20 protein-coding genes are annotated in these 26,995 nt (G+C 64.4%); 13 read left to right on the top strand and 7 right to left on the bottom strand.

The window, feature by feature from the left end; translation table 11 throughout:
- The first annotated feature begins 5 nt into the window (after positions 1–5).
- The 4 genes from D7S86_RS24725 to D7S86_RS24710 all read left to right on the top strand — a co-directional run bounded on the left by D7S86_RS24725 (position 6) and on the right by D7S86_RS24710 (position 5,081).
- Entirely contained in the window at positions 6–1,241 is a 1,236-nt protein-coding gene (locus tag D7S86_RS24725) for an ABC transporter substrate-binding protein (RefSeq protein WP_121090448.1), read from the top strand.
- A complete protein-coding gene (locus D7S86_RS24720; RefSeq protein ID WP_240648399.1) occupies positions 1,238–2,113 on the top strand; it encodes a carbohydrate ABC transporter permease in 876 nt (291 codons plus the stop codon). The genes D7S86_RS24725 and D7S86_RS24720 overlap by 4 nt, the downstream gene beginning before the upstream one ends.
- Before the next feature lie 10 nt (positions 2,114–2,123).
- Positions 2,124–2,975 (top strand): carbohydrate ABC transporter permease, encoded by an 852-nt coding sequence (locus D7S86_RS24715; protein ID WP_121090446.1) that lies wholly within the window; start codon positions 2,124–2,126, stop codon positions 2,973–2,975.
- 120 nt (positions 2,976–3,095) lie between these two features.
- Positions 3,096–5,081, top strand: coding sequence for a beta-galactosidase (locus tag D7S86_RS24710; protein WP_121090444.1), 1,986 nt, complete (start codon positions 3,096–3,098; stop codon positions 5,079–5,081).
- 68 nt (positions 5,082–5,149) lie between these two features.
- On the opposite strand, the gene D7S86_RS24705 is transcribed toward D7S86_RS24710, so the two are convergent.
- The 3 genes from D7S86_RS24705 to D7S86_RS24695 all read right to left on the bottom strand — a co-directional run bounded on the left by D7S86_RS24705 (position 5,150) and on the right by D7S86_RS24695 (position 8,865).
- The gene (locus tag D7S86_RS24705) at positions 5,150–6,325 is read right to left on the bottom strand and encodes an aromatic ring-hydroxylating oxygenase subunit alpha (RefSeq protein WP_121090442.1); all 1,176 of its coding nucleotides are present in this window, start codon (positions 6,323–6,325) and stop codon (positions 5,150–5,152) included.
- 79 nt (positions 6,326–6,404) lie between these two features.
- Complete coding sequence (locus D7S86_RS24700; protein ID WP_121090440.1) at positions 6,405–7,382, bottom strand: PDR/VanB family oxidoreductase; 978 nt, start codon at positions 7,380–7,382, stop codon at positions 6,405–6,407.
- Between the two features lie 109 nt (positions 7,383–7,491).
- Entirely contained in the window at positions 7,492–8,865 is a 1,374-nt protein-coding gene (locus D7S86_RS24695; protein ID WP_240648398.1) for an MFS transporter, read from the bottom strand.
- A 219-nt stretch (positions 8,866–9,084) separates the two neighbouring features.
- On the opposite strand from D7S86_RS24695, the gene D7S86_RS24690 reads away from it, so the two are divergent.
- On the top strand, positions 9,085–9,957 hold the full coding sequence (locus D7S86_RS24690; protein ID WP_121090436.1) for a LysR family transcriptional regulator: 873 nt from the start codon (positions 9,085–9,087) through the stop codon (positions 9,955–9,957).
- Positions 9,958–10,246: 289 nt separating this feature from the next.
- Positions 10,247–14,233, top strand: a complete 3,987-nt coding sequence (locus D7S86_RS24685; RefSeq protein ID WP_240648397.1) for an ATP-binding protein — start codon at positions 10,247–10,249, stop codon at positions 14,231–14,233.
- A gap of 23 nt (positions 14,234–14,256) precedes the next feature.
- Here the strand turns inward: D7S86_RS24685 and D7S86_RS24680 are convergent, their stop codons facing one another.
- Positions 14,257–15,729 carry an MFS transporter gene (locus D7S86_RS24680; protein WP_158602084.1) on the bottom strand — a complete coding sequence of 491 codons (1,473 nt, stop codon included), beginning with the start codon at positions 15,727–15,729 and terminating at the stop codon, positions 14,257–14,259.
- A 362-nt stretch (positions 15,730–16,091) separates the two neighbouring features.
- Here D7S86_RS24680 and D7S86_RS24675 point away from each other — a divergent pair, with 362 nt between their 5' ends.
- The 3 genes from D7S86_RS24675 to D7S86_RS30465 all read left to right on the top strand — a co-directional run bounded on the left by D7S86_RS24675 (position 16,092) and on the right by D7S86_RS30465 (position 20,456).
- Complete coding sequence (locus tag D7S86_RS24675) at positions 16,092–16,859, top strand: class II aldolase/adducin family protein (protein ID WP_121090431.1); 768 nt, start codon at positions 16,092–16,094, stop codon at positions 16,857–16,859.
- A gap of 212 nt (positions 16,860–17,071) precedes the next feature.
- A complete protein-coding gene (locus tag D7S86_RS24665; RefSeq protein ID WP_121090429.1) occupies positions 17,072–18,463 on the top strand; it encodes an MFS transporter in 1,392 nt (463 codons plus the stop codon).
- Positions 18,464–18,818: 355 nt separating this feature from the next.
- Complete coding sequence (locus D7S86_RS30465) at positions 18,819–20,456, top strand: methyl-accepting chemotaxis protein (protein WP_121090427.1); 1,638 nt, start codon at positions 18,819–18,821, stop codon at positions 20,454–20,456.
- Between the two features lie 142 nt (positions 20,457–20,598).
- Here the strand turns inward: D7S86_RS30465 and D7S86_RS24655 are convergent, their stop codons facing one another.
- A complete protein-coding gene (locus D7S86_RS24655) occupies positions 20,599–21,363 on the bottom strand; it encodes an SDR family oxidoreductase (protein WP_121090425.1) in 765 nt (254 codons plus the stop codon).
- A 135-nt stretch (positions 21,364–21,498) separates the two neighbouring features.
- On the opposite strand from D7S86_RS24655, the gene D7S86_RS24650 reads away from it, so the two are divergent.
- Both D7S86_RS24650 and D7S86_RS24645 read left to right on the top strand, forming a co-directional pair.
- Positions 21,499–22,407, top strand: a complete 909-nt coding sequence (locus D7S86_RS24650) for a LysR family transcriptional regulator (RefSeq protein WP_121090423.1) — start codon at positions 21,499–21,501, stop codon at positions 22,405–22,407.
- Positions 22,408–22,559: 152 nt separating this feature from the next.
- Entirely contained in the window at positions 22,560–23,765 is a 1,206-nt protein-coding gene (locus D7S86_RS24645; protein WP_205962889.1) for an AAA family ATPase, read from the top strand.
- A gap of 67 nt (positions 23,766–23,832) precedes the next feature.
- Here the strand turns inward: D7S86_RS24645 and D7S86_RS24640 are convergent, their stop codons facing one another.
- The gene (locus tag D7S86_RS24640; RefSeq protein WP_121090421.1) at positions 23,833–24,468 is read right to left on the bottom strand and encodes a TetR/AcrR family transcriptional regulator; all 636 of its coding nucleotides are present in this window, start codon (positions 24,466–24,468) and stop codon (positions 23,833–23,835) included.
- A 239-nt stretch (positions 24,469–24,707) separates the two neighbouring features.
- Between D7S86_RS24640 and D7S86_RS24635 the strand changes: the two genes are divergently transcribed.
- Positions 24,708–25,109 (top strand): nuclear transport factor 2 family protein, encoded by a 402-nt coding sequence (locus D7S86_RS24635; protein WP_121090419.1) that lies wholly within the window; start codon positions 24,708–24,710, stop codon positions 25,107–25,109.
- A 56-nt stretch (positions 25,110–25,165) separates the two neighbouring features.
- A complete protein-coding gene (locus tag D7S86_RS24630) occupies positions 25,166–25,936 on the top strand; it encodes an SDR family oxidoreductase (protein WP_121090417.1) in 771 nt (256 codons plus the stop codon).
- On the opposite strand, the gene D7S86_RS24625 is transcribed toward D7S86_RS24630, so the two are convergent.
- Positions 25,919–26,911: a GlxA family transcriptional regulator gene (locus D7S86_RS24625; RefSeq protein ID WP_121090414.1), complete on the bottom strand. Its 993-nt coding sequence runs from the start codon at positions 26,909–26,911 to the stop codon at positions 25,919–25,921. The genes D7S86_RS24630 and D7S86_RS24625 overlap by 18 nt on opposite strands.
- Positions 26,912–26,995: the final 84 nt, after the last annotated feature.

Raw genomic sequence — 26,995 nt, 5'->3', positions numbered from 1 at the left:
CGGGAATGAAGAAGGCACTTCGGTTGTCGGTCGCGTGTGCGGCTCTGCTGGCGACGGGTATCGCGAGCGCGGGTACGTTGACGTTCAACATCGCGTTCAAGGGTGCGAATCAGCGCGCGTTCTGGGAGACCGTGATCGCCGAATTCGAAAAGGCGAACCCGGACGTCCAGGTCAAGCCCGCGTTCATCGAGGAAGAGGCCTATAAGGTCCAGTTGCCGGGCTGGCTCACGACCGAAGCGCCCGATATCGTCAAGTGGCACGAGGGCGAACGCCTGCGCTACTACGCCGAACGCGGCCTGCTCGAAGACCTGACGCCCGACTGGCAGAAGAACGGCTGGAACGCCAACTATGCGGCGCTCGTTCAACCGTCGTCGTATGCGGGCAAGCAATATGCGCTGCCGACCGACTACTTCTCGTGGGGCCTGTTCTATCGGAAGGACCTGTTCGCGAAGGTCGGCATCAAGGAAGAGCCGAAGACCTGGACGGCGTTCCTCGACGCGAGCCAGAAACTCAAGGCCGCGGGCATCACGCCGATCGCCGTCGGCGGCCGCGATGCGTGGACGCTTGCCGCGTGGTTCGATTACCTCGATCTGCGGATCAACGGCTATGCGTTCCACATGCAACTCATGAACGGCGAGATCCCGTACACCGACGCACGCGTCAAGAAGGTCTACGCGGCGTGGAAGACGCTGATCGACAACAAATACTTCGTCGACGATCCGCTGTCGTACAGCCTCGATTCCGCACAGCCGCTGCTGATCCAGGGCAAGGCCGCGATGATGCTGATGGGCACGTTCATCTCGGGCGGTTTGCCTGACAACGTCAAGGCACAGACCGGCTATTTCCGCTTCCCCGTGGTCGATCCGAACGTGCCGGTCGCCGAGGACGGTTCGGCTGACTGCCTGAACATCCCGGCGCGCGCGAAGAACAAGGTCGATGCGCGACGTTTCCTTGCGTTCGTCGGCTCGGCGGAGATCGACGGCCGTCTCGCGAAGACGTTCGGTTCGCTGCCCGCGAACAATCAGGCGCAGGTGTCGGACGATCCATTCGCGAAGGCGGGCTTCGAGATTCTGTCGAGCACGAAGGGTGGCATCGCGCAGTTCTATGACCGCGACATGAACAAGGAGATGGCCGACGAAGGCATGAAGGGCATGCAGCGCTTCGTCAGCGATCCGTCGAAGCTCGATGCGATCCTGAGCCATCTCGAAGAAACGCGTCAACGGATCTACAAGAAATCGTGACCACGCAGACTTCAAGCAGTCCGCTTGCGCGGCGGCGTCGACGTTCGGCGCTGCTGTTCCTGCTGCCCGCATGCGCGATGTTCGCGATCTATGTGCTTTATCCGATCGTGAGCAGCATCGTGCTGAGCTTCTACAGCTGGGACGGCGTGAGCGCGCGCACGTTCGTCGGGCTCGCGAACTATCGCGAGCTCGTCGGCACCGACACGTTCTACACGGCGCTCGAAAACAATCTGATCTGGCTCGTGCTGTTGTTGCTCGCGCCGCCGATCGGGCTCGTGTTCGCGCTCTATCTGAATCAGTCGGTCAAGGGCATCCGTTTCGTGAAGTCCTTGTTTTTCGCGCCGTTCGTCGTGCCGGGCGTCGTCATCGGCCTCGTGTTCAGCTGGTTCTACGACCCCGCGTTCGGACTGCTGCGCGTGCTTGCCGGTCACGGCGTCCCGGTGCTCGGCAACGAGCACATGGCGACGTTCGGCATCATCGCGGCCGCGCTCTGGCCGCAGATCCCGTTCTGCATGATCCTGTTCCTCACCGGACTCACGGGCATGAATCCCGAGATCATCGAGGCCGGACGGCTCGAAGGCGCGAAAGGGTGGTCGCTGCTCTGGCACGTCGTGCTGCCGCAATTGCGGCCTGCGACGTTCATGGCCGTCACGTTGACCGTCATCGGCGCGTTGCGCAGCTTCGACCTGATCTCGGTCATGACGAGCGGCGGGCCGTTTGACAGCTCGACCGTGCTCGCGTACTTCATGTACGACCAGGCGATCAAGTACTTCCGTTTCGGATATTCGGCGGCCATCGCGGTCGTGCTGTTCCTGATCATGATCATCTTTATCGCTTATCAGCTCCGCCGCCTGTTGCGGGCCGAGCGTTGACGAGGCGCGCATGTATCCGTTACCCATCGAAAAGTGGCGGCCGTCGCGCCGCGTGTTCTACAAGGTCTCGTTGCCGATCGCATTGATCGTCTGGTTGCTGCCGTTGCTGGCGGTCGTCGTGACATCGGTGCGTTCGTCGGCCGAACTCGTGCAGGGCAATTACTGGGGGTGGCCGCATGAGTTCGGTCTGGTCGAGAACTACCGGACCGTGCTCGTCGATTCGCCGATGCTCCATTACGCGTGGAATAGCTGCCTGATCACGTTCCCGTCGGTGATCTGCGCGATTGCGTTGTCGTCGATGGCGGGCTTCGCGCTGGCGACCTATCCGTTCAAGGGCAACACGGCCGTGCTCGCGACCTTCGTCGCGGGCAATTTCGTGCCGATCCAGATTCTCATGATTCCCGTGCGGAATCTGACGCTCCAACTGGGTCTGTTCAATACGGTCGGCGGCCTGATCCTGTTCCATCTGTCGTTTCAGACGGGCTTCTGCACGCTGTTCCTGCGCAACTTCATCAAGGAGTTGCCGTATGAGCTCATCGAGGCGGGGCGCGTCGAAGGCGCGTCCGAGTGGCAGGTGTTCGTGCGCGTCGTGCTGCCGTTGATCCGGCCCGCGCTCGCGGCGCTCGCGGTACTCGTCTTTACGTTCGTCTGGAACGACTACTTCTGGGCGCTCTGCCTGACGCAAGGCGACGACGCCGCGCCGCTGACCGTCGGTGTCGCGGGGCTCAAGGGGCAATGGACGACGGCGTGGAATCTCGTCTCGGCGGGATCGCTGCTGGCCGCCCTGCCTTCGGTCGGCATTTTCTTCGCGATGCAGAAGCACTTCGTGAGCGGACTGACGTTCGGCGCGACGAAGGGCTAGGCGCACGGCGCACGCGATGCGCTTCGGGCCCGATGCGGCGCACTGAGCGCCTCGTCGGGGGTGCCGCGCCGCGCGTTCGCATCGCTTTAAATCAATTCAACAACGAATCAGGATTTACGCATGAGGGTTGGTGTCGATTACTACCCCGAGCATTGGGACTCGGCCATCTGGGAAGAAGATGCGGCGCGCATGCGGCAAGCGGGCATTTCGCTCGTGCGTCTTGCCGAGTTCGCATGGTCGCGGCTCGAGCCGCTTGAAGGACGGTTCGATTTCGCGTGGCTCGATGCCGCGATCGATACGTTTGCGCGCCATGGCATTCAGGTCGTGATCGGCACGCCGACCGCGACGCCGCCGAACTGGCTCGTCGAGAAGCATCCCGACGTGCTGCCGCTCGATAACCAACGCCGGCCGATCTACCCGGGCGTGCGGCTGCATCGCTGCTACAACAGTCCGTCGCTGCGGCACTACACGGAGATCATCGTCGAGCGGCTCACGCGTCACTTCGGCCGGCATCCGAACGTGATCGGCTGGCAGACCGACAATGAAATGATCGGACAGGAAAGCCATAGCGACGGCGCGACCGCCGATTTCCGCACATGGCTCAAGGCGCGCTACGGCGATCTCGCGACGCTCAATCGCGAGTGGGGTACGGTCGTCTGGAGCGGCGAATACACGGCGTGGTCGCAGATCACGACGCCGCTCGGCGGCTCGCCGCATCTGAATCCGTCGTACCTGCTCGACTTCCAGCGTTTCTGCTCGGATTCGGCCGCGGCGTTCAATCGCTTCCAGGCGCGGATCATCAAGGCGAATTGCCCGGGGCAATTCGTCACGCACAATCTCTGGGGTTATCCGGTCGTCAACGATTACTACGACCTGTTCGACAGCATGGATTTCGTGTCGGTCGACTACTACCCGGCGACGGATCTCGACAACGACAGCAAGGCGCGCATCTATCACGGCGCGATGACGCTCGATCTCACGCGCGGCGTCAAGCAGCAGAACTTCTGGGTCATGGAGCAATTGAGCGGCACGCCCGGATGCTGGCATCCGATGTCGCGCACGCCGACGCCGGGCATGATCCGCGCGCACGCGTGGCAGAGCGTGTCGCGCGGCGCGGACACGGTGGTGCATTTCCGTTGGCGCACCGCGCGGATCGGCGCCGAGCAGTTCTGGCACGGCCTGCACGATCACCACGGCGAACCGGGCCGGCGTTTCGTGGAGTTCACGCAATTCAGCGAGGAAGTCCAGCGTCTGTCGCCGCTGCTCGACGGGACGACGATCCGCAACGATGTCGCGATGCTGTTCTCGCACGAACAGCTCAATGCGCTGCGCATTCAACCGCAGTCGGACGGCTTCGATTACCTGCTCAATTTCCGGCAGATTCATCGCACGCTCGTCTCGCTCGGTCTCGGCGTCGACGTCGTCAACTGGACGTCGGATATCGGCGGCTACAAGATGGTCATCGCGCCGTCGCTCTATCTGCTCGACGAAGCGACGGCCTCACGCCTGCGCGAATACGTCGCGGCGGGCGGCACGCTGATCGTGACGCCGCGCACCGGCGTCAAGAATCTCAACAATGTCTGCCATGCGGCGCGTTTGCCGGGCTTGCTCGCCGACGTCGTGGGCGCGGTCGTCGACGAATACGATCCCGTCGGCCACGACACGCAACAGATTCAATTCTCGGACAGCGATGCCGACGCGGTCGATTGCGCGCAATGGTGCGATCTGTTGAATCCGACGACGGCCGAGGCGGTCGCGACGTATGCGAGCGAGTATTTCGCGGGCCGTGTCGCGCTCACGCGCAACCGCTTCGTGAAGGGGCTTGCGTACTACGTGGGCACCGTGCCGGACGCCGAAGGGTATCGCCGGCTGCTGACGGAAGCCGCGCGCGCAAGCGGTGTGGCATTGACGCCGTTGCTCGAGGGCGTCGAGCGTTCGGTGCGCGAGGGCGATGACGGACGTCGTATCGCGTTCTATCTGAACCTGACGAAGTCGGTCAAGCTCGTCGATACGGGCCGCGAAGGCGGCACGGACGCGCTCGAAGGCGGGCGCGTGCCGAGCGCGTTCGAACTCGGGCCGATGGGCGTGCGCATCGTCATCGAGTGACCGCGTAACGCGAGCGGTCCGGGCCTTCGGGTGTCGGAGCGCGCGATGCGCAATGCATCGCGCGCGTCTTACCGATTCGCGCAGTCTTGCTTGCACGCCGTCTCGCCGCGATCGTGCGTGCGCAGGCCCCGCGACTCCTGCGCCGCGAGACGATGAAGTGTCTGTCGCATGAGCAAGCCGGGCTTGTCGGGCGCGAAGTTGAGATCGAATTGCGGCTCGGTATCGGTCCGCACGGTCTCCATGATCCATTCGAGCGCGTCGACATCTTCCTTATAGGCCTTGTCCGATGACGTATACAGATGCGCATCGATGTCCGCGTCGTCGAGCTTGAAATTCCGGCTGCAAAACCACCAGTAGTGAATGCTGTGGTTCGTCTCGGGCGTGAAGATGTGCGAGATGTTGAACCGGTACGTGCGCGGCGTGCCGCTCGGGTCGTGGTTGTCGACGATGCGCGCATAGGCCGTATGCAGCGCGGGCGAGACGAACCGCGCCTCCGAGAAACGATCGACGGGCTGGCCCGCGAGACCGGTCGGCACCGCATAAACACCGGGCGGCGGCGAATTGCGCAGCGCGCGGTCGATCACGACGACATCCCCTTCTTGCCGGACCTTGAGCTTTGAGCGCGCATATTCGGGCGTGCCGATCGCGCCCGGATGCAGGAACGGGAAATGGGTCTGATCGAGCAGATTTTCATGCATCGATATGTAGTCGGACTTCAAATGGAAACTGCCGCTGACACTTTTCCATTCGGGGTCGTTGAGCCATCCGGTATCGGGCACGAGCGCCTCGTCGGCACGATCGGGGTCGCCGAGCCAGATCCAGACGAGCGGCGCGCGCTCGATCGTCGGGAAGCTGCGTACGTTCGCATTCGTCGGCACGATCGGCATCGCCGGCATGTTGACGCACCGGCCCGACGGATCGAACTGCATGCCGTGATAGCCGCAGACGAGCACGTCGCCTTCGAGCTTGCCCTTCGCGAGCGGAAACGAACGATGCGGGCAGCGATTGCGCACGGCGACCGTCTCGCCCGCGAGCGTGCGATAGAGCGCGACGTCGACGCCGAGCAGACGCCGGCTGATGATGTCGCGCGAGACTTCCTCGCTGCGCGCGGCGACGTACCAGCAATTGCGAATCAGCGGCGTCGTATGGTCGGCGAAGCCGCCGGGTTCGAAGTCGGGTTCGGCGCCTGATACGTCGAACGGATCGGCGGACGGCGCGAGGGCGGCAAGATCGTGGTGGGACATCGTGATTTCTCCAATTCGGGGGCGGGTGCGATCCGGGGGATCGTGCCGAGGCGATCGCATCGAGTCAGGCGAATGCGTGTTACGCGTCGAGCACGATTTCGCGTCCTTGCGTGCGCGACACGCAGATACACATCTGGTCGCCCGCGGCTTTTTCTTCGTCGCTCAGATACCGGTCGCGATGTTCGAGCGCGCCGTCGCTCGACAGCACGGTCAGCGGACACAGGCCGCATTCGCCGCGCCGGCAGTCCCAGAGCACGGGCACGCCGGCCGCGCCGAGCGCGTCGAGAATGCTCGCGTCTTCGCCGACGTGGACCGTGCGTCCGCTGCGCGCGAGCTTCACGTCGAACGCATGCGGCGTGCACGGCGCGCCCGCGCCGAACAGCTCGCTGTGCACGCGGCCCGTATGCCAGCCGAGGGCCTTGGCGGCCGCATGGGTCGCCTCGACCATCGGCACGGGACCGCAGACATAGACCACGGTGCCTTCGGGCTGACGCGCGAGCACCGCCGCGAGATCGAGCACGCCGGCCGTATCGCTGTAGTGGAACGTCGCGGCATCGCGCGCGAGTCCCGCGAGCTCGTCATGCAGGGCCATCGCGGCGCGGTTGCGGCCCGCATAGACGATCTCGAATGCGCGATTGCGGCGCGCGAGGCTGCGCGCCATCGAGAAGATCGGCGTGATGCCGATGCCGCCCGCGATCAGCAGCACCCGCGCGTCGCGACGATCGAGCGGGAAGTCGTTGACCGGCGGCCCGATTTCGATGCGCACGCTAGGCGCGAACGTCGCGTGAATATGCGCCGAGCCGCGCGTGTCGCTTTCGCGCTGGACGGCGATCCGGTACGTGTCGCGCGGATCGTCCTCGCGATCGGTGCCGCCGATCAGCGAGTAATGGCGCACGATGAGGCCGCGCGTCGGCGAGACGGTATGCACGGCGATATGCGCGCCGGGGCCGTATTCGGGAAGCGGGCGTCCGTCGACCGACGAGAGAAGGTATTCGCGCACGCGTTCGGTCAGTTGCCTGACTCGCGTGACTTCGACCGTAAAGTTGCTTCGTGCCATCGTGCTGCCTCGATGCGTGAGTGCGGAGATGCTCGAGCCGGCGGCGAACGGCGCGGCCCGGTGTTGCGATAAACGGTTAAGCGGACAGACGGATCAGCGAACGCATGCGTCAGTGACCGAGCGCGGAGACGTCGGCGACCGCGATGTCCGGCGCATCGGCCGACTTCCGGCGCGCCGCGACGATGCTCAACAGAATCGCGAGACCGGCGAGCGCGGCGGGCACCGTGAGCCCGCAGATCAACGGACCGAAGCCATAGCCGAGTCCGATCAGGATGCCGCCGCTTGCCGAACCGAGGATGCTGCCCAGGCGGCCGACGCCGAGCATCCAGCTCACGCCCGTGGCGCGCGCGAGCGTCGGATAGCACGCGGGTGCGAACGCATTGAGACCCGTCTGCGCGCCGTTCATGAAGAAGCCCGCAGCCAGCATCCAGAGCGACAGCGACGCCGAACCGGGCCCGACCGCGCCGACGCCGAACACGCAGAGCGCGCCGCCGAAATAGGCGAGTGCGATGACGGGCGCCGGACGCAGACGGTCCATCGCCCAGCCCGCGAGAATCGCGCCCGCGATCCCGCCGGTCTGGAACATCGCCGTGATGTTCGCGGCCTCGGTGATCGGCAGGCCGCTGTCCTTGATCAGCATCGGCAGCCAGCCCGTGATCAGGTAGATCACGAGCAGACCCATGAAATACGTGATCCAGAGCGACAGCGTCGTGAGCGCATAGCCGCGCGTGAACAGCACGGCCGTCGATTTCGTCGTGTGCAGCGCGGGCTCGGGGGCCGAGAACGTCGTGCCGGGCGCGGCCTCGTATCCGCAGACGCGCCGGATCGTCGCGGCGATGCGTTCAGCCGCATGCCGGCGCACGAGCATGAAGCGCACGGACTCGGGCAGGTAGGCGAACAGGAACGGTAGCAGCGCGAGCGGGATCGCGCCGCCGAACACGATGACCGAACGCCAGCCGAAGCGCGGAATCAGCCAACCCGCCGCGAAACCGACGACGGCCGAGCCGACGCCGAAGCCGATGAACATCGACGTGATCAGCAGGTTGCGCCGGCGTTGCGGCACGTATTCGGAAACGAGCGTCGTCGCGTTGGGCATCGCGGCGCCAAGACCGATGCCGGTCAGAAAGCGCATCGTCATCATCTGGCCGATGTCCTGCGTGAGCGCGGTCACCAGGGTGCCGATCGCGAACAGCAGCACCGAAGCGATGAGGATCGTCTTGCGTCCGAGCCGGTCGGACAGCGGGCCCGCGCCGAGCGCGCCCACCACGAGGCCGAGCGGTGCGGCGCTCATGACGATGCCGAAGCTCGCCTTCGCGAGGTGCCAGTCATGAACGATCGAGGGCGCGATGAAGCCCATCATCGCGACGTCGATGCCATCGGCCGCGACGATGAAGAAACATAGCGTCACGAGCAGCCATTGCATGGGGCTGATGCGCCGGGCGTCGATCAACGCCTTGATATCGAGTGTGGGGTGGTTGTGCACTGCTGTCTCCGTGGGAACAAGGATGGCCCGTGCGGGGCGCAGTGCTTGCACTTGCCTGCCGGGCGGCTCTGACGGCCTTTCTGAATCGCATTGTATTGATGCAAATCATCGGGCATTTGTGATAAAACGCGGTATCTATCAACGAGTTTTTGCACAAATAGACCGGCTGTCCCGCGTCGACGGCGTCGCGCGGGGCGCGGTGCGTGGAGGCCCAACCAGATGGACGTCATTACGCATGTGCGCACGTTTGTGGCCGTCGTGCGCGGCGGCAGCTTTACGGAGGCCGCGCACAAGATGGGCGTCGTGCCGTCGGTCGTCGCGCGCCGGATCGCGCAGCTTGAAGCCGAGCTCAAGAGCCAGCTGTTCGAGCGGAGCACGCGCAAGGTCGTGTTGACGGAGGCCGGCGAGCGGTTCTACGGACGCGCCGGCGACGTCGTCGAGGATTTCGAGGCGCTCATGTCGGCCGTCGAGCGCGACGCCGGCAAGCTCGAAGGCCCGATTCGCGTGATGGCGCCGACGACGATCACGCTCGCTCAACTCGGTCAGGTCTTTTGCCGGTTCCTCGAAGCGCATCCGCGCATCACGATGCAGATCTCGCTCGTCGATCACTCGGCCAATCCCGCCGAAAGCGGTTATGACGTCGCGATCAGCGGGCGGCTCGCGAGCTACGACGGCGTCGTCGATATTCCGCTGCGTCCCGTGCGGCCCATCCTCTGCGCGACGCCCGCCTATCTCGACACGCATCCGAAGATCCAGCATCCGCGCGATCTCGCGCATCACGCGTGCCTCGTGTTTTCGCCGACCGGCACGACGTGGAATTTCCAGTCGTCGCGCGGCGTCGTCTCGGTCGACGTGAGCGCGCGGCTTCAGGCCGACGACAATATGACGCTGCTCGAAGCCGCGCGCGCGGGTCTCGGCGTCGCGTTGCTGCCCCAGTACGTGTCGGCACAGGCGCTCGGCGCGCACGAACTCGTCGAGGTCTTGCCGGATTTCTCGCCGCAAGAAAACTGGTTCAAGGCCTATGTGCCGCGCCGCCGCATGCGGACCGCGCGCGTCAAGGCGCTCATCGACTGGCTCGCCGAGAACTGGTGAGCCGCGGCTGCCGCGTCGTCGGGCTTGCGGCGTTCGAACGGGATCGATCGCGATCGCCGTTTTTGAGAGGCTCCGACCCCGTATCGATCGGATTGGGGCGGATTCGCGCGCGTGTCGCGCGGAGCGGGCCCATAAATTGCGCATGTTAGCCGCGGACGTCGTCAGCGATGACGGCCGACGCGCGGTCGCCGTGATCGGCACGCATCGGACGACCTCATCCGGCGCGATGAAAGCAGGCTTACCCGAACCGGTCGTCCCGCTTACGCTTCTCCACGGAGACCCCTTACGCATGCTGGCCCCTTCCGAGACCGCCGAAAGCGGCGACACGCGATCGTTCCTCGCAGGCGGCGGCGAGATGGGACGGCTGCTTCGTGACTACGACTGGTCTTTATCGACGCTCGGTGCGCCCGAGCGATGGCCGCAGAGCCTCAAGACCGCGGTGCGCATCATGCTCACGTCGCGCCAGCCGATCTGGATCGGTTGGGGCCCCGATCTGATCTTCTTTTACAACGATCCGTACAAATCGATCATCGGCGGCAAGCATCCGTGGGCGCATGCGCGGCCGACGCGCGAAGTCTGGCGCGAGATCTGGGAGGAGATCGGTCCGATGCTCTCGACCGCGCTTGAGGGGCACGAGGGCATCTATACCGAAGCCAAACTCCTGATCATGGAGCGCAACGGGTATCCGGAGGAGACGTACTACACGTTCTCGTATAGTCCGGTGCCCGACGATCACGGCGGTACGGGCGGCATCATCTGCGCGAACAGTGACGACACCGGCCGCGTGCTCAGCGAGCGTCAGCTCACCCTGCTGCGCGAACTCGCGACGGCGACCGGCGACGCGCGAACGTGGCGGCAAGCCTGCGACGCGGGGGTGCGCGCGCTGGGCACGAACCCGCACGACGTGCCGTTCGCCGTGCTCTACGCAGGGGCGGCCGGCGCGCCGCTCGAACGTGTCGCCGCATGTGGCATCGGTACGGATCATCCGGCTGCTCCGGCGGCGCTCGATGGGGCCGGGAACCCGATCTGGCCGTATGCGACGCTCGGCGACGCCGAGATGACGATCGTGCCCGACCTGACGACCCGCTTCGACATACCGTTGCCCAGCGGACCGTGGTCGCGGCCGCCGTCGCGCGCCGCGATCGTCAGGATTGCGCCGCCCGGCGACAGCGCGCGTCAGATCGTGCTGGTCGCCGCGCTCAATCCATGGCGTCTCGTCGACGACCGCTACCGGCAATTCCTGTCGCTCGTCGCCGGACAGCTCGCGAGCGCGATCGGCTATGCCGAGGCGTACGACCTCGAACGGCAGCGCGCCGAAGCGCTCGCCGAACTCGATCGGGCGAAGACGACCTTCTTCTCGAACATCAGCCACGAATTCCGCACGCCGCTCACGTTGATGCTCGGTCCGCTCGAAGAGTTGCTCAACGGTCCCGCGCAGGACCCGGATGCGACGCACGCGCTGATCGAGATCACGCATCGCAACGGCTTGCGGTTGCTCAAGCTCGTCAACGCGTTGCTCGATTTCTCGCGCATCGAGTCCGGTCGTATCGACCTGCATCGCGTACCGGTCGACATCGGGACCTTCACGGCCGAGCTCGCTTCGCTGTTCCGTTCGACGATCGAGCGCGCGGGGCTCGAGTTGATCGTCGACTATCCGGCTTCCGCATGCATCGTCGTCATCGACACGGAGATGTGGGAAAAGGTCGTGTTGAATCTCGTGTCGAACGCGTTCAAGTTCACGCTGTCGGGGCGCGTCGAAGTGCATGTGGTACCTGCGCGCGATGGCGCGAGCGTCGATGTGATCGTCGCGGATACGGGGATCGGCATGGCGGCGAGCGAGTTGCCGCGCGTCTTCGAGCGCTTCCACCGTGTCGCGGGGGCGGAGGGGCGCACGATCGAAGGCAGCGGGATCGGTCTCGCGCTCGTGCATGAACTTGTGCGGCTGCTGGGCGGCGCGATTCGCGTCGAGAGCGAGCCGGGCGTCGGCACGCGTTTCATCGTGACGATGCCGACCGCGTCGGCGGCCGGTATCGAGGTCGACATGCGCGCGCCGCTCGCGGGCGCGAGCATCGATGCGCACGAGTTCGTCGTAACCGCGCAGCGCTGGCTCGCCGATCATCGTGAATCGGGCATGGACGCGGCGAACGGCGGCGCGCGTAGCGTGCACGATTCGCACGATCGGCAGGCGTCGCACGGCGATCGCGCGGCGACGCGCACGGAGGATGGGGCATCCGTCGCCACGACGGACGCGCAGCCCCGGGCACGTGTGCTCGTCGCGGACGACAACGCGGACCTGCGCGACTATATACGGCGTATTCTCGGCGCGGCCGGGTATCGCGTGGCGGTTGCATCGGATGGGCAGCACGCGCTTGAACTCGTCGAGGACTTCGAGCCGGATCTCGTCTTGTCGGACGTCATGATGCCGCGTCTCAACGGTTTCGGACTCTTGCGCACGTTGCGCGCGCATGGCCGGTTCGCGGATGTTCCCGTCCTGCTGCTGTCGGCGCGCGCGGGTGAGGAAGCGACCGTCGGCGGTCTCGAAGCGGGCGCCGAAGACTATCTCGTCAAGCCTTTCTCCGCGCGCGAATTGCTCGCGCGCGTCGCGAGCAACCTCCAGCTCTCGAAGCTGCGCCGCGAGACAGCACGCCTGTTCCGCGACGCGCAGTTCGAAATCGTCGAACGCAAGAAGGTCGAAGCCACGTTGCGCACGTTCAACGAGACGCTCGAACAGCGCGTCGCGGAGACCGTCGCGGAGCGCGACCGGCTCTGGGAAACGAGCGAGGACCTGCTCGCGATCGCGGATTTCGACGGTCATCTGATCCGTGTGAGTCCGTCGTGGACCCGCACGCTCGGCTTCGACGAACACGCGCTGCTTCGTACGCACTATCTCGAGTTCTCGCATCCCGACGACGTGGCGACCGTCGCGTCGATGCTCGCGTCGTTGCGCGAACACGGACGGCCTGTACACATCGAGACGCGCATGCGGGTCGCGAGCGGCGCATGGAAGTGGATCGCCTGGACCCTGTCGGTCGAGCGCGACCGTTCGAGACTCCATGGCGTGGGGCGCGACGTGACGGCCGATCGCGCGTCGCGCGAGGCCTTGCGTCGCGCGGAAGAGGCGCTGCGCGTCGCGCAGAAGATGGAGGCCATCGGCCAGCTCACGGGCGGTGTCGCGCACGATTTCAATAATCTGTTGCAGGTCATCGGCGGGAACCTGCAATTGCTCGTCAAGGATGTCGCGGGCATGGACAAGCCCGAGCAGCGCGTGCGCAATGCGCTCGCGGGCGTGGCGCGCGGCGCGAAGCTGTCGTCGCAATTGCTCGCGTTCGGCCGGCGCCAGCCGCTCGTGCCGAAGGTCGTCAATCTCGGCCGATTTGTCCGGGGGCTCGACGATATGCTGCGGCGCGCGCTCGGCGACGGCATCGAGATCGAGACGATCGTGTCGGGCGGGCTCTGGAACACGCTCGTCGATCCGTCTCAGGTCGAGAACGCGCTGCTGAATCTCGCGATCAATGCGCGCGATGCGATGCAGGGTCACGGCCGCCTCACCATTGAGGCCGGCAATGCGGTGCTCGACGATGCGTATGTGGCGATGAATCAGGAATCCACACCCGGTCGATATGTGATGCTCGCTGTGACAGATACGGGGATGGGCATCTCGCCCGAGATCGTCGACCGCGTATTCGAGCCGTTCTTCACGACCAAGCCCGAAGGTCAGGGCACCGGACTCGGACTCAGCATGGTCTACGGATTCGTGCGGCAGTCGGGCGGCCACGTCAAGCTCTATAGCGAAGTGGGCCAGGGCACGACCGTGCGCTTGTATTTGCCGCGTGTGCGGCAGCAGGAAGATCTCGTCACGGAGACCGATTCGGGACCGATCACCGGCGGCACGGAGACCGTGCTCGTCGCGGAGGACGACGAGGATGTGCGCCGGACGGTCGTCGAGCTGTTATCGGAGCTCGGCTATCGCGTGCTTCGCTCGAAGGATGCGCAAAGCGCGCTCGCGATCATCGAGAGCGGTGTGCCGATTGATCTGTTGTTCACCGATGTCGTGATGCCGGGCGCGATCCGGAGCCCCGAACTCGCGCGCAAGGCGCGCGAGCGATTGCCGCATATCGCCGTGCTGTTCACATCGGGATACACCGACAATGCGATCGTGCATGGGGGTCGTCTCGACGAGGGCATCGAGCTGCTGAGCAAGCCGTATTCGCGCGAGGCGCTCGCGCGCAAGATCCGGCAGGTCTTGCGCCATTCGCCGCGGCACGACGATGCGTGAGAGCAGAGGGTTGAGCCGATCGTCTAGGCTGATGTGCGCGCGGCGCGGTGATCGTCGGCGCGTGGGCCGGGACGGTCGCCCGAGCGATAGAGGAACAGGCACAGCGACGTGATGCCCAACAGCGCGAGGACGATGAATGTGCCGCGGTAGCCGAGGCATCCGATCATCACGCCCGACAGCACGCCGGCGAGGATCGAGCCGACGCGCGATGCATTGAAGAACAGGGCCGTGGCCGCGGCCGGCGTCGCCGGCATCATGTCCTGGATGTAGATCATGCCGAGGCACGACATGACCGAGATGACGAAGGCGAACAGCACCTGCATCGGGATCAGCACGTCGACGTTCCATGCGAGCGACATGCCGACGAAGTACAAGGCGTGAGACGCGCCGCATGCCGCGAGCCATCGGATCTTGTTGAGTCGCGGCGCGCGCGCGCCGAGCATCAGCATCATCGGGATTTCAAGCAACGCGCCGAGGCCGAGCATCGTCGAGACGTGGCCGCGTGAGCCATGCATGCCGTCGACGATATACAGCGGCAGCGTGATCATCGTGGCGTTCGAGTTCAGGCCGAGCAGCGTCAGCGCGATGATCGTGCGCCAGAGCGTGGCCTTGTCGACGTGCACGGGCTGCGCGCCGTATGTGGGCGCGGGCGGTGCGCTTGCGTCGCGTGCGCCGTGGGTCGATGCATGCTGCGAAGCCGAAGCCGAAGCCGAAGCCGAAGCCGAAGCCGAAGCCGAAGCCGAAGCCGAAGCCGAAGCCGAAGCTGCCCGTTGCGCCTCCGCTTCTTCCGCGAGCATTTCACGCTCTTCGGCGGCCACGTCGGGCCACGTCATGGTCCCGCTGTCGATCGCATCGCCGGGCTCGGCTTCGCGTGTCTTTGCCGTCGCGGCCGTGCGTGCGCGCGCGGCGACGGCTTTGGGGCCGATCTTCGCGACGATCGCGGCCGATCCCGCGAAGCTTGCGGCCGCAAACAGAAAGAGCCCCTTGAAATTCGTCGCGGCGAGCACGAGCGCGCCGATCGAAGGTCCGAACACCCATGCGATCGAAAAGATCGTGCGCAGCGAGGCCGTCGCGAGCGAGCGTTCCGCGTCGTTGCGATAGGCGAGGTTGACGCGGCTGAAGGCGAAGGTCAGCGCCATCGCCGATCCGCCGACACCGATGAACGCAATCCCGATCACGAGCAGCGCCGCGTAGTTCGTGAAGAGGCATAGCCCCACATAGCCGATCACGGCGGCGCAGAGCGCGCCCAGCAGTGCGACATGGTGCCGCCCGCGCCGATCCGACCATTTGCCCGCGAGCGTGCTCATCGTTACGCTGCTCGCGGCGTTCAACGTCATGAAGATGCCGAGCCGCAACGGCGTCATGCCCGCGTGCTGGACGCCGAACAAGGACAGGTAGGGAGTCGTGAACGACGACGCGGTGCCGAGCAGCAGGATCGCGCAGCACATCTGAACGAATGACGGAATGTCAGCCAGTCTTGCAAGACGCTGGTTCATGGGCGGGATAAAGAAAGGTCTGTCTCCGACGCTCGATATCGTATCGAGTCTTGTGTAGAGCGCTCGCGTGCGGGCGAGCGGACAAATTCTAACGCGTGTCGGCCGTTGTTTTGCATCGCGCCTAGGTGTGAGCATCTCGTGCGCTTCACCCGCGGTGCGCGGCGCTTCATGCGTCGTCGGGACGCTTGCCGGAAGCGTCGATCGTATCTGTGTGCATATGCGGCACATATGATGCGCGCAACGACGCGTGTAACGGGCCGCAATGTCGACCGTGGCGATGTGCGTCGCCCGGGTCCGGGAATACCCGACTGACACCATCGCCCGGCGCGACTAGACTGACCGTCCTCGAATAAGGATTCGCCATGGATACCCCTTCGATCGATGCCGGCAGCCGTCTCCTCGCGCTCAAGCACGAGCTCGTCGCCGCGAATCGCATCCTCGCGCATCAGGGCGTGCTCGATGCGTTCGGTCATGTGAGCGCGCGTCATCCCGAGCGTCCCGGCGAATTCCTGATCTCGCGCTCGTGCGCGCCCGAACTCGTCGAGATCGACGACATCATCACGATGCGGCTCGACGGTTCGATCTCCGAAGGCGCGGACGCGAAACCGTATCTCGAGGTGCCGATTCATGCGGAGATCTATCGCGCGCGGCCCGATGTGCGCGCGGTCGTGCACAGCCATGCGCCGGCCGTGATTCCGTTCGGCATCGTCACGCAGCCGCTGCGTCCCGTCTATCACATGGCCGGATTTCTCGCGAAAGGCGCGCCGGTCTTCGATATCCGCGCCTGTTTCGGCTGTACCGATATGTTGGTCCGTCGCGCCGAGCAAGGCGCGGCGCTCGCGCAGGCGCTCGGATCGTCGGCGATCGCGTTGATGCGCGGGCATGGCTTTGTCGCGACGAGCACGTCGATTCCCGGCGTCGTCTATCGCGCGATCTATACGGAACGCAACGCGACGATTCAGCAGCAGGCGATCGCGCTCGGCGGCCCCGTGACGTATCTCGACGAAGACGAAGCACTTCAAGCCGACGACACGAATATGGGCGCGATCGGCAAGCCGTGGGCGCTTTGGAAGCGTTATGCGGATCGTCTTAAGGCGCTTGAGAAGCGCGCGACGCTCGATCATTTTTAGAAGCCTTAGAAGCCTTAGAAGCCTTAGAAGCCTTAGAAGCCTTAGAAGCCTTAGAAGCCTTAGAAGCCTTAGAAACTCAAAAAGCTGAAGAAGCTCATGAACGTCAAGATGGCTTAAGCCAAACAAGAAGCCTTAGCGCCGACGATTCAAACGACACGTCCGCGCAACAGAACCGTGTCGATGCCGACAACACTACGAGCCGGAGACTGGTCATGGCGAACGCGCGCCTGAGCCTCGAAGCATTTGTCGATTCGCAGCCGCTGTCGCGCGCGCAGATCCGGATCGGCGTGCTGTGTTTCCTCGCGGTGCTGCTCGATGGCTTCGATTCGATCCTGGTCGGCTATCTCGCGCCCGCGATCAAGACCGAATGGGGCCTTACGCCGCCGCAACTCGCGCCGTTGTTCGGATCGGGCGTGTTCGGGCTGATGGTCGGCGCGATGGCGATCGGTCCTTTCGCGGATCGCTTCGGCCGCAAGACGATCCTCATCGCGAGCGTCGCTGTGTTCGGACTGCTGACGCTCGCCGCATCGCTCGCGACATCCATGCCGGTATTCATTGCGCTGCGCTTCTTCGCAGGCCTCGGACTCGGTGCGACGATGCCCTGCGCGATTACGCTGACGTCCGAATACTGCCCGCGACGCCATCGCTCGCTGATGGTCACGACCATGTTCTGCGGCTTCACGGCAGGCGCGGCAATCAGCGGGCTCGCCGCCGCATGGATCGTGTCGGACTTCGGCTGGCGCGCGGTACTCGTCGCCGGCGGCATGTTGCCGATACTGTTCCTGCCGGCCTTGCTGCTCGGCATCCCCGAGTCGCTGCGTTTTCTGTCCTTGCGTGACGATGCGGGCGCGCGGATCGCTCGGATTGCGTCGCGGCTGTTCCCGCACGCCGATATCGACGCCGTCGACCTCGCGACGCATCCCGATACGCGCCGCCGTTTTCCGGTCGCCGATCTGCTTGCACGCGACGTGCGTCACGGAACCGTGTTGATCTGGGTCGTCTACTTCGCGAACCTGCTCGTGCTGTTGTTTCTGAACAGTTGGTTGCCGACGTTGCTGACCAATCTCGGCATGACGATGGTGCGCGCGGCGGCGTTCACCTCGACGTTCCAGATCGGCGGCGCGCTCGGTTCGATCGGACTCGGCTATTTGATGGACCGCTGGAGTCCGTGTCGCGTGCTCGCGGTGTCGTTCGGCGTCGGCGTGCTCGCGTTGTTGGCTGCCGGACATGTCGGAACCGAGGCGATCGTGCTGTTGCCGCTCATGTTCGCGATCGGTGTCGGCACCGGCGGCGCGCAAACGGGTGCGCACGTCGTCACGTCGTCGTTCTACCGGACGTCGAGCCGCGCGACCGGCATGAGCTGGGCACTCGGCATCGGCCGCATCGGCTCGGTGATCGGTTCGATGGCGGGCGGCTATCTGCTTGGTCTGCACTGGTCGGCGAGCGCGATATGGTCGTTGTTGGCGGGCGTGCTGCTCGTCGCCGCATGGGGCGCGGCAAGACTGATCCCGCTGATGCGGCATGCGGCGCTTGCCTCGGCCGCCGACGAACAGGACGCGCGCGAGCACGCATCGCTGTCGACACCGCGTCGTCAATCCGACTAGGTCGGATACGTGCGTGATTCATGAGTTGATTCGGCGTGATGCGCATCAAGCAGAAATCAATGACGTGCCGATGACGCTCAAATAACGGCACATAACCGTGACGAAGTCCGATATCAGGCGTTGATGCATCACACATGCGTTCCGCACGCATCGCGCGTTTGCACATCCCGCCTGTATTTTTCCTAGCGTTTACACCGAGTGCATTCGTAGCGTGTCGCATTGCTAAGCGATGCGCTTCGAATTTCGGTCGTCCGATTCTTCAGCTTTTCTAAAGTCGAACCTTTCGATGCCGTAATTGCGGGAGCCGGATAAAAAAATATTTATCGACCCTTTCCAGCCGGACCCTGGAGCGCTCATGACGGTTTCAATCAAGACGCGTCTCGCGATCGCGATGGCGGTGCTCGCGTCTCTGTTGTTGTTGATCGGTATGCTCGGCATCGTCGGCATGACCGACAGCAACCACGCGAATCGCGATACCTATAGCAACGACCTGCCCGCCGTGACCGGCATCAGCGAAGTCGAGATCGTGATGGCGCGTCAACGCGCTGCGCTGCTGCGTGCCGCGCTCGATCCGAGCGCGCCGGATCTCGATGCGATCATCGACAAATCGAAGGCTTTCGCGACGCAAGCGGATGCGATCTGGTCGAAATTCGCCGCGCTTCCGCGCGATGCCGAGCAGGATCGGCTTGTCCAGGACGTGGCGCAAAAGCGCAAGATTTTTTCCGCGGGCCTTGATGCATTCGCGCAATCGATCAAAAGCGGTGATGTGAAAACCATCATGCGCGCGGCGCTTGAGAACAATGGCTACTACGCGGATTTCACCGCGAGCGATCAAAAGCTTAAGGACGCCGTGTTCGACGGCGCCAAGCGCGCGTATCTCGCGCAGCAACACGCGTTTGCGATTTTCCGCGCCGTGGTCTGGGTTGCGATCGCTGTCGGCGTGTTGGCCGCGCTGCTGACCTGGAACAATCTGCGTCACGCGATCGGCCGCCCGCTCACAAGCGCGCTTGGACATTTCGACCGGATTTCCGACGGGGATCTCACGCATCGCATCGACGTGTCGTCGCGCGACGAAATGGGGCTGTTGATCGGCGGGCTCGCGACGATGCAGGAGAGCCTCGTGACCACGGTCCGTACGGTGCGCGCGGGCAGCGAACAGATTGCGCTGGCGACGCGTGAAGTTGCGGCGGGCAACGTCGATTTGTCGGCGCGTACCGAGGAGCAAGCCGCATCGCTCGAACAAACCGCGGCAAGCATGGAAGAGCTGACGAGCACCGTGCACAAGAACGCCGAGAACACGAACGAGGCGGCGCGCTTGTCGGAAGCCGCCTCGGACAAGGCGCAACAAGGCTCCGACGCGGTGCAGCGCGTCGTGGCGGTCATGACCGATATCGGCGAAAGCGCGGGCAAGGTCAACGAGATCATCAGCCTCATCGAAGGCATTGCGTTCCAGACGAATATCCTCGCGCTCAACGCGGCCGTTGAGGCGGCACGCGCGGGCGAGCAGGGGCGCGGCTTCGCGGTGGTGGCGTCGGAGGTGCGCAATCTGGCTCAACGTTCGTCGAGCGCGGCCAAGGACATCCGGCAATTGATCGAGCAGTCGACGGCGCACGTCCATGCGGGTGCGTCGATCGTCGAGGATGCGGGCCGTTCGATGACGGGCATCATCGACTCGGTCAAGCGCGTGACCGACATCATCAGCGAGATTGCGGCCGCGACGGTCGAACAAAGTCGCGGTATCGATCAGATCTCGCAGGCCGTCACGCAAATGGATTCCGTCACGCAACAAAACGCCGCGCTTGTCGAACAAGCGAGCGCCGCCGCGCAGTCGCTCGAAAGTCAGGCCGATGCGCTGCGCCACGCGGTTGCCGTGTTCAAGCTTGTCGACGACGGCGCGATGCGTTCAGCTGTCGTCGCGGCGCCTGCGTTCCGCCCGCCGGCCGCGCGAGCGGTCCGGGACCGCATGCCGGCGCGGGTCGCGAACGCTCGATAGACCGCAGAAGACAACGCGCCGACCCCGGCGCGTTTTTTTTCGTCCGCGCACCGGGCGCACCGGGCGCACCCAGCGCACCTAGCGCACGCGAGCGTGACGGCCGTGAAGACTCTGCGGGATCCTCACGGCAACGGCTCGCGGCTCATGTCCGCGTGATCGATGCGCCGCCGTCGACCAACGACGCCGTACCCGTGACGAACGATGCGTCGTCGGACGCGAGGTACAACGCCGCACGCGCGAGTTCTTCGGGTTTCGCGACGCGCTTGAGCGCATGCAGGCCCGTGATGAACGATTGCGACTCGGCCGTGTCGTTCATGTCGCGGTACATATCGGTATCGACGGCGCCGGGCAGGATCGCGTTGACGCGTACACCTTGCGCGCCGTATTCGGCCGCGAGCGCTTGCGTGAGTCCGATGATGCCGGACTTGCTTGCCGCATAAGCCGCGCTGCCGGGAAACCCGAACGAGTAACCGACGAACGTCGACGTGAAGAGGATCGAGCCGCCGCCGTGCTTGATCATCTCGGGGATCTGATGTTTGGCGCCCAGGAACGCGCTCGTGAGGTTCGTGGCCAGCGTCGCGGTCCAGCCGGCTTCCGAGACGCCGGTCGTCGGACCCAGCTCGCCGAGCGTGCCCGCGTTGTTGTACGCGATGTCGAGACGGCCGAAGCGGCTCACGGCAAGGGCGACGAGCGCTTTCGCGAAGTCTTCGGATTGCACGTCCCCCGCGAGCGAGGCGGCGACGCCGCCGTCATGCTCGATTTCCTTGACGAGCGTATCGAGTTCGGCCTCGCGGCGCGCCGCCACGACGACCTTCGCGCCTTCGGCGGCGAACAGCTTGGCGGCCGCGCGGCCGATACCCGAGCTTGCGCCCGTGACGATGGCGACTTTTCCTGACAAGCGTTGCATGTTCAATCTCCGGTTTGGGGTGGGCCGAGCGTCATGCCCGGCGCCGTGATGTGAACTTTATGATTCGCTTCTTGAGACGGAAAGGCCAAGATTCTGACCGTATGATTCAGTTTTTATAAATGATCGGAGTGCTCCATGGACCGGCTGCGTGCATTCGAGGTCTTTGTCATGGTCGTCAACCGGGGGAGTTTCGCGCGCGCGGCCGATGCGCTCGACACGTCGCCCGCGAACGTGACGCGCTACGTCAACGAACTCGAGGCGCATCTTGGCGTGCGCTTGCTCAACCGGACGTCGCGCAGGTTGTCGTTGACCGAGGGCGGCGAGACGCTTTATGCGCGATGCACGACGATTCTCGACGATGTCGCGGAGACCGAGGGGGTGTTGACGAGCGCGTCGATCGAACCGCGCGGGCGTTTGCGGATCAATGCGCCGGTGAGTTTCGGCGTGCTCCATCTGGCGCCGCTTTGGCCGCGATTCATGGCGCGGTATCCCGATGTCGAGCTCGAAGTCGCGCTGATCGATCGTGTCGTCGACATCGTCGAGGAGGGGTTCGATCTTGCGATCCGGATCTCGCGGGCCGGCACGGTCGATCATGCCGCGCGCAAGCTTGCGACGTCGAGAAACGTGTTGTGCGCGTCGCCCGAGTATCTGACGCAGTGGGGGCACCCGGTCGTGCCGGCGGATCTGATCGGGCGTCCCTGCATCGGCTACACGTACGCGGCGACCGGAGACGCGTGGCAACTGGCCGACGACGAAGGCCGGCCGCATCCTGTGCGCGTGCAGTGCGTCATGCATACGAACAACGGCGACACGGCGCGCGCGGCGGCGCTTGCCGGACGCGGCATCATTTGGCAGCCGACGTTTCTGATCGGCGACGACCTTCGCGCGGGCCGACTCGTGCGCGTGTTGCCGAACTATCGCTTGCCCGACATCGACGTGCTCGCGTTGTATCCGAGCCGTCGCCATGTAAGCGCGAAGGTGCGTGCGGCGATCGATTTCCTTGCCGATGCGTTTTCGGATGTGCCGCCGTGGGATCGGGGGTGATGGGCAGGCACCGAGGGGCGAAAAGCGATGGACGCGCGGGCAGGCGTCTCTTGGAACGCTGTCCAGCAATCGCCCGGGTCGCCGGCATGGAGACTTTACAGAAAATTATGCAATAGCCATAATTATGGCAATCACATAATTTTCTGTAGATCATGAGCCTGACCTATCACCGGACCGTCTTGGCGAGTGACATGGCGCGGCAGTTGCTCCAACCGGGCGCGCTTGAGCAAACGCTCCAGTCAGGACTATTCCTTTCTGGGCCGCGGCGGGTCGGTAAGACAACGTTCCTGAAGTTCGATCTGATTCCCGAACTCGAACGTCGCGGTGCGATCGTGATGTACGCGGATCTTTGGGCTCAGCCGCAGGCGAATCCCGCGGATCTCCTGATCACGGAGGTTCGCAGGACACTCGAAGATCTCGGCGCGCCGCATTCGGCGCTGTTGTCTCGACTCAAGGCCATTTCACATCTCGAGCTGGCGGCCGCCGGCTTCAAATTCGGCCTGAATCTCGACAAGCTCGGCAAGCCAGGCGGCACGACGCTGGCCGAGGCGATCACGGAGCTGGTCGATCAGGTGCGTACCGATGTCGTGCTGATCGTCGACGAGGTGCAGCACACACTCGGTACCCAGCAAGGCGGCGATCTGTTGTTTGCGTTGAAGGCGGCGCGCGAACGGGTCAACATGCGCCCTGGCACACCCGGGCGGTTCATTTTCATTGGCACGGGCTCGCATCGGGCACAGGTCCAGGAGCTGGTGATTCGCGGAAATCAGGCGTTCCAGGGCGCGGAGTCGCGTCCTTTCCCGGTCCTCGGGGAGGATTACGTTCAGTTCATGCTCGATCAGTCCCGATCGCAGCTTCAGGAGATGACGCCTTCGCTCGGGGTCGCATTCGCTGCCTTTCAGCAGTTGGGTTACAAGCCGGAAGAGTTGATCAAGGCATTCCAGGCGTTGCGTGCGGCCGATCGGAGCGTGCCGGCCGACACGCAGTTGCCGATCATCGTCAACGCGCTGAAGGTGTCGACGGGCAATATCGAGCTCGCGCGACTCGATCAGCTCGGCGGCCTCGCGAGCGAAGTGTTCTCGCGTATCTGCGCGGCGCAGGACGCGACGAAGGGTTTGTTTTCCGCGCGTGCATTGAGCGACTATTCGCATGCATTGGGACGCGATGTCTCTGTGACGGATGTTCAGTCAGCGCTGCTTGCGTTGTCGGATGCGAACCTCGTCATGCGAAAGGACCACGGACGCTATGAAGTGACGGATCCGTTCGTCAAACAGGCACGTCGGGACCAGCTTCTTTATCGGGCGTCGGATAGCCCGGGATTGCCGGAACTGGGCGAAGCGCGCCGCGACGCCGAGTGAACATGTCGGGCGCGCTTTGACGCGCATCGTTGTACGTGCGAGTTGGCGAGGGCGGCGGCCTTGATGTTCAGCGCGTCGTTTTGCCTACCCGATGCCCCGGCTCCGTATCCGTCCTACCGTCCGCCAACGCCCGCCGCCCGGCTTCCAGAATTTCCTCCGCGAAACTCGGATCCACGTCGGCGACCGCGCGCGACAGCAGCAACGTCCCGACCATCTGACTGAACACGGCGATCGCCTTCTGACGGCTGTTTGCGCCGTCGGCCCGCGTCTCGTCGATGATCTTCGCGAAGTCCGCGAGATTCATCGCGAGACCGGCGGCATACGCGCCGCGCGCGACATCGTCGAGCCGTCGCGCGTCGCCGACAAAGCCCGACAGCGGACAGCCGGCCTCGATATCCGCACGATGCTCAGGCGACAGATACCAGTCGATGCGCGCCTTGACCGGGTCGACGCCCGCCGATTTCGCGTTGTCGATCAATGACGCATAGGTCGCGCCGCCTTCCGTGAGCGCCTTGTCCATGACGGCCGCTACGAGCGCGTCCTTCGATTTGAAGTGGTTATAGAAGCCGCCCTGCGTGAAGCCCGCCGCTTTCATCAGTTCGGCCAGCCCGACCGCATCGACCCCGCGCTCGCGAAACAGCTTATCCGCCGCGGCCACGATCGCGCTCCGGTTTTCCGCCGCTTGTTGTCTCGAAACACCCATTCGTCCCTCTCTCCGGCCCGCGTCGACCCAATGCGATTGATCGAAAAATACAATGGTGATCACCATTGACATTGCGAAAGGGCGCGCCGACAATCCACTCAAGACAATGTCATTCACCATTGTCTTGAGTATAGCCTGCTCTCCGGCGATTCGGGCAGCAGCGGCAAAACGACGATCCAAGGTGCGACGATCCAAGTCGCAACAACCGGGATCCGAATCTTTTGAATGAGGGCGGCATCATGGCGAAGACGACTCCCGAACAGAACAAGGCGCGCGTGCTCGAAGCGTTCGACACGCTGTTCAATCGACGCGACTACGCCGCGGCCGAGCGCTTCTGGTCGGATCGCTACATTCAGCACAGCGCGCATATCGCGCCCGGACGCGAAGGCCTGTTCGACCTGGTCCGCACTTTGCCGGAGACGCTGCGCTACGAGAACCAGCTGATCGTCGCCGAAGGCGACTACGTGATCGCGCATGGTCGCTTCTCGGGAAACGGCCGGCCCGCCGCATGGATCGCGGCCGACGTCGTTCGCTTTGAAGACGGCAAGCTCGCCGAGCACTGGGACGTCCTCCAGGACGAAGCGACGCGCGCCGAATCCGTGAGCGGGTTGCCGATGTTCGGCGACCGGTTCGCTGCCTGACTCCCTCCAACCTCAGCACGATCATCGGGACCCACGCGGTCCACAGGAGCACGATCATGAAACTCACCGGAAACACGATCTTCATCACGGGCGGCGGTTCGGGCATCGGCCGCGGACTCGCCGAGGCGCTTCACAAGCGCGGCAACCAGGTCATCATCAGCGGCCGCCGGCGCAGCCATCTCGACGAGGTCGTCGCGGCGAATCGCGGCATGGCGGCCATCGAACTCGATATCACCGATCCCGCGAGCATTGCGAAGGTCGCGGCGCAACTGGTCGCCGACTATCCGGACCTCAACGTGCTGATCAACAACGCGGGGGTCATGCTGCCCGACGAGGCCGCCGGTCATATTGACGACGCGCTGATGGTGTCGACGATCGAGACGAACCTCATGGGGCCGATCCGCATGACGTCCGCGCTCATCGATCATCTGAAGACGAAGCGAGACGCCGTGATTGCGTACAACAGCTCGGTGCTCGCATTCGTTCCGCTTGCGATGACGGCCGTCTATTCGTCGACGAAGGCCGCGGTGCATTCGTACGTGCTTTCGCAGCGCTTCCTGCTCAAGGACACGAATGTGCGCGTTCTCGAGATCGCGCCGCCGTGGGTTCGCACGGATCTGATGAACAGCCGCGAGGCGGAGCAGGCGATGCCGCTCGATGCGTTTATCGATGAAACGGTCGCGGTGTTGGGGACGGATGTCGACGAGGTGCTCGTTGAGATCGCGAAGCCGTTCCGCAACAACCCGGGACCGGGCGAGCATGCGTTCGTCAATGGCTTGAATACGCAGATGCTCGAGGTGTTCAACGCGTCACGCGCCGATGCGTGATTCGGACGATGGGCCGTCCGCGCGCGCCGCGGACGGATGACGAACCTCGCGGCGTATTGTCTGCGGCGGCACGCCGAATCGGCGCATAAAAACTTCGCGCATGTGCCGGCGATCCCTGAAGCCTGTTTCGACCGCGACGACGTCGAGCGAGTGTCGGCTCTGCTCGATCATGAGTCGCGCGGCCTCGAGCCGCAGGTTTTCGATGGCTTTGGCCGGCGATTGTCCGGTCTCTTCGGTAAATACGCGGCTGAATTGGCGCGGACTCATATTGACGGCCTCGGCGAGCGCGTCGACCGTTAGGGAACCCCGCAGATTCTGCTGCGCATAGTTCAGCGCGTTCTGGATCCGATCGGTCTTCGGCGCAAGGTCGAGGAGTTCGGAATGTTGCGACTGTCCGCCCGACCGCCGTTGATGCATGACCAACTGATGCGCGACCGAGCGAGCGACGTCTGCTCCCAGATCGGTTTCGACCATGGCGAGCGCGAGATCGAGGCCGGCCGTCATCCCGGCCGATGTCCAGATCGGACCGTCAGCGATGTGAATGCGATCGGCTTCGACCTGAATCCTCGGATGGTGCGTTTGCAGGAGCTTCGCGTAGTCCCAATGCGTCGTCGCGCGCCGTCCGTCGAGCAGTCCGGCCTCGGCAAGCGCGAAAGCGCCGGTGCAGATCGCCGCGATCCGCCGCGCACGAACACCGCGCTGACGCAGGAATGCGACAAGGTCCGCCGGAGGCGGCGCGTTGATCGGCGAAAACCCGCCCACGACGATCCATGTGTCGATCCGCGAGCGCGTGCCGATCGAGCGCGTCATCGCCGACATGCCCAGCGATGAACGCACTTCCCCGCCCGCGACGGAGAAGTTCTCGATCGCGTAAAACGGTGCGCCGTTAACCTTGTTGGCGACCTCGAATACAGCTTGCGACGCAACCGCCATTAACTGAAAGCCGTCGCTGAGCAGGTATCCCAATCGATGCATTGCGCGCTCCTCTGATTCACTGGCACTGGCACTGGCACTCGCACTCGCACTCGCACTCGCGTCGAGCCATCTCCTAGCCAAGAC

It is taken from the genome of Pararobbsia silviterrae (assembly GCF_003628125.1).
GTDB classification, from domain to species: Bacteria; Pseudomonadota; Gammaproteobacteria; order Burkholderiales; family Burkholderiaceae; genus Pararobbsia; species Pararobbsia silviterrae.
The sequence above is the reverse complement of the archived record's forward strand: the minus strand, read 5'-3'. Positions and strand labels throughout refer to the sequence as shown.

What these genes read in the sequence shown, in the direction of transcription:
- D7S86_RS24700 (WP_121090440.1), bottom strand. Translation starts at nt 7,382, where the DNA reads ATGGCACGAAGCAACTTTACGGTCGAAGTCACGCGAGTCAGGCAACTG.
- D7S86_RS24640 (WP_121090421.1), bottom strand. Translation starts at nt 24,468, where the DNA reads ATGGGTGTTTCGAGACAACAAGCGGCGGAAAACCGGAGCGCGATCGTG.
- D7S86_RS24715 (WP_121090446.1), top strand. Translation starts at nt 2,124, where the DNA reads ATGTATCCGTTACCCATCGAAAAGTGGCGGCCGTCGCGCCGCGTGTTC.
- D7S86_RS24645 (WP_205962889.1), top strand. Translation starts at nt 22,560, where the DNA reads ATGAGCCTGACCTATCACCGGACCGTCTTGGCGAGTGACATGGCGCGG.
- D7S86_RS24675 (WP_121090431.1), top strand. Translation starts at nt 16,092, where the DNA reads ATGGATACCCCTTCGATCGATGCCGGCAGCCGTCTCCTCGCGCTCAAG.
- D7S86_RS24710 (WP_121090444.1), top strand. Translation starts at nt 3,096, where the DNA reads ATGAGGGTTGGTGTCGATTACTACCCCGAGCATTGGGACTCGGCCATC.
- D7S86_RS30465 (WP_121090427.1), top strand. Translation starts at nt 18,819, where the DNA reads ATGACGGTTTCAATCAAGACGCGTCTCGCGATCGCGATGGCGGTGCTC.
- D7S86_RS24685 (WP_240648397.1), top strand. Translation starts at nt 10,247, where the DNA reads ATGCTGGCCCCTTCCGAGACCGCCGAAAGCGGCGACACGCGATCGTTC.
- D7S86_RS24655 (WP_121090425.1), bottom strand. Translation starts at nt 21,363, where the DNA reads ATGCAACGCTTGTCAGGAAAAGTCGCCATCGTCACGGGCGCAAGCTCG.
- D7S86_RS24635 (WP_121090419.1), top strand. Translation starts at nt 24,708, where the DNA reads ATGGCGAAGACGACTCCCGAACAGAACAAGGCGCGCGTGCTCGAAGCG.
- D7S86_RS24650 (WP_121090423.1), top strand. Translation starts at nt 21,499, where the DNA reads ATGGACCGGCTGCGTGCATTCGAGGTCTTTGTCATGGTCGTCAACCGG.
- D7S86_RS24630 (WP_121090417.1), top strand. Translation starts at nt 25,166, where the DNA reads ATGAAACTCACCGGAAACACGATCTTCATCACGGGCGGCGGTTCGGGC.
- D7S86_RS24725 (WP_121090448.1), top strand. Translation starts at nt 6, where the DNA reads ATGAAGAAGGCACTTCGGTTGTCGGTCGCGTGTGCGGCTCTGCTGGCG.
- D7S86_RS24625 (WP_121090414.1), bottom strand. Translation starts at nt 26,911, where the DNA reads ATGCATCGATTGGGATACCTGCTCAGCGACGGCTTTCAGTTAATGGCG.
- D7S86_RS24690 (WP_121090436.1), top strand. Translation starts at nt 9,085, where the DNA reads ATGGACGTCATTACGCATGTGCGCACGTTTGTGGCCGTCGTGCGCGGC.
- D7S86_RS24665 (WP_121090429.1), top strand. Translation starts at nt 17,072, where the DNA reads ATGGCGAACGCGCGCCTGAGCCTCGAAGCATTTGTCGATTCGCAGCCG.
- D7S86_RS24705 (WP_121090442.1), bottom strand. Translation starts at nt 6,325, where the DNA reads ATGTCCCACCACGATCTTGCCGCCCTCGCGCCGTCCGCCGATCCGTTC.
- D7S86_RS24680 (WP_158602084.1), bottom strand. Translation starts at nt 15,729, where the DNA reads ATGAACCAGCGTCTTGCAAGACTGGCTGACATTCCGTCATTCGTTCAG.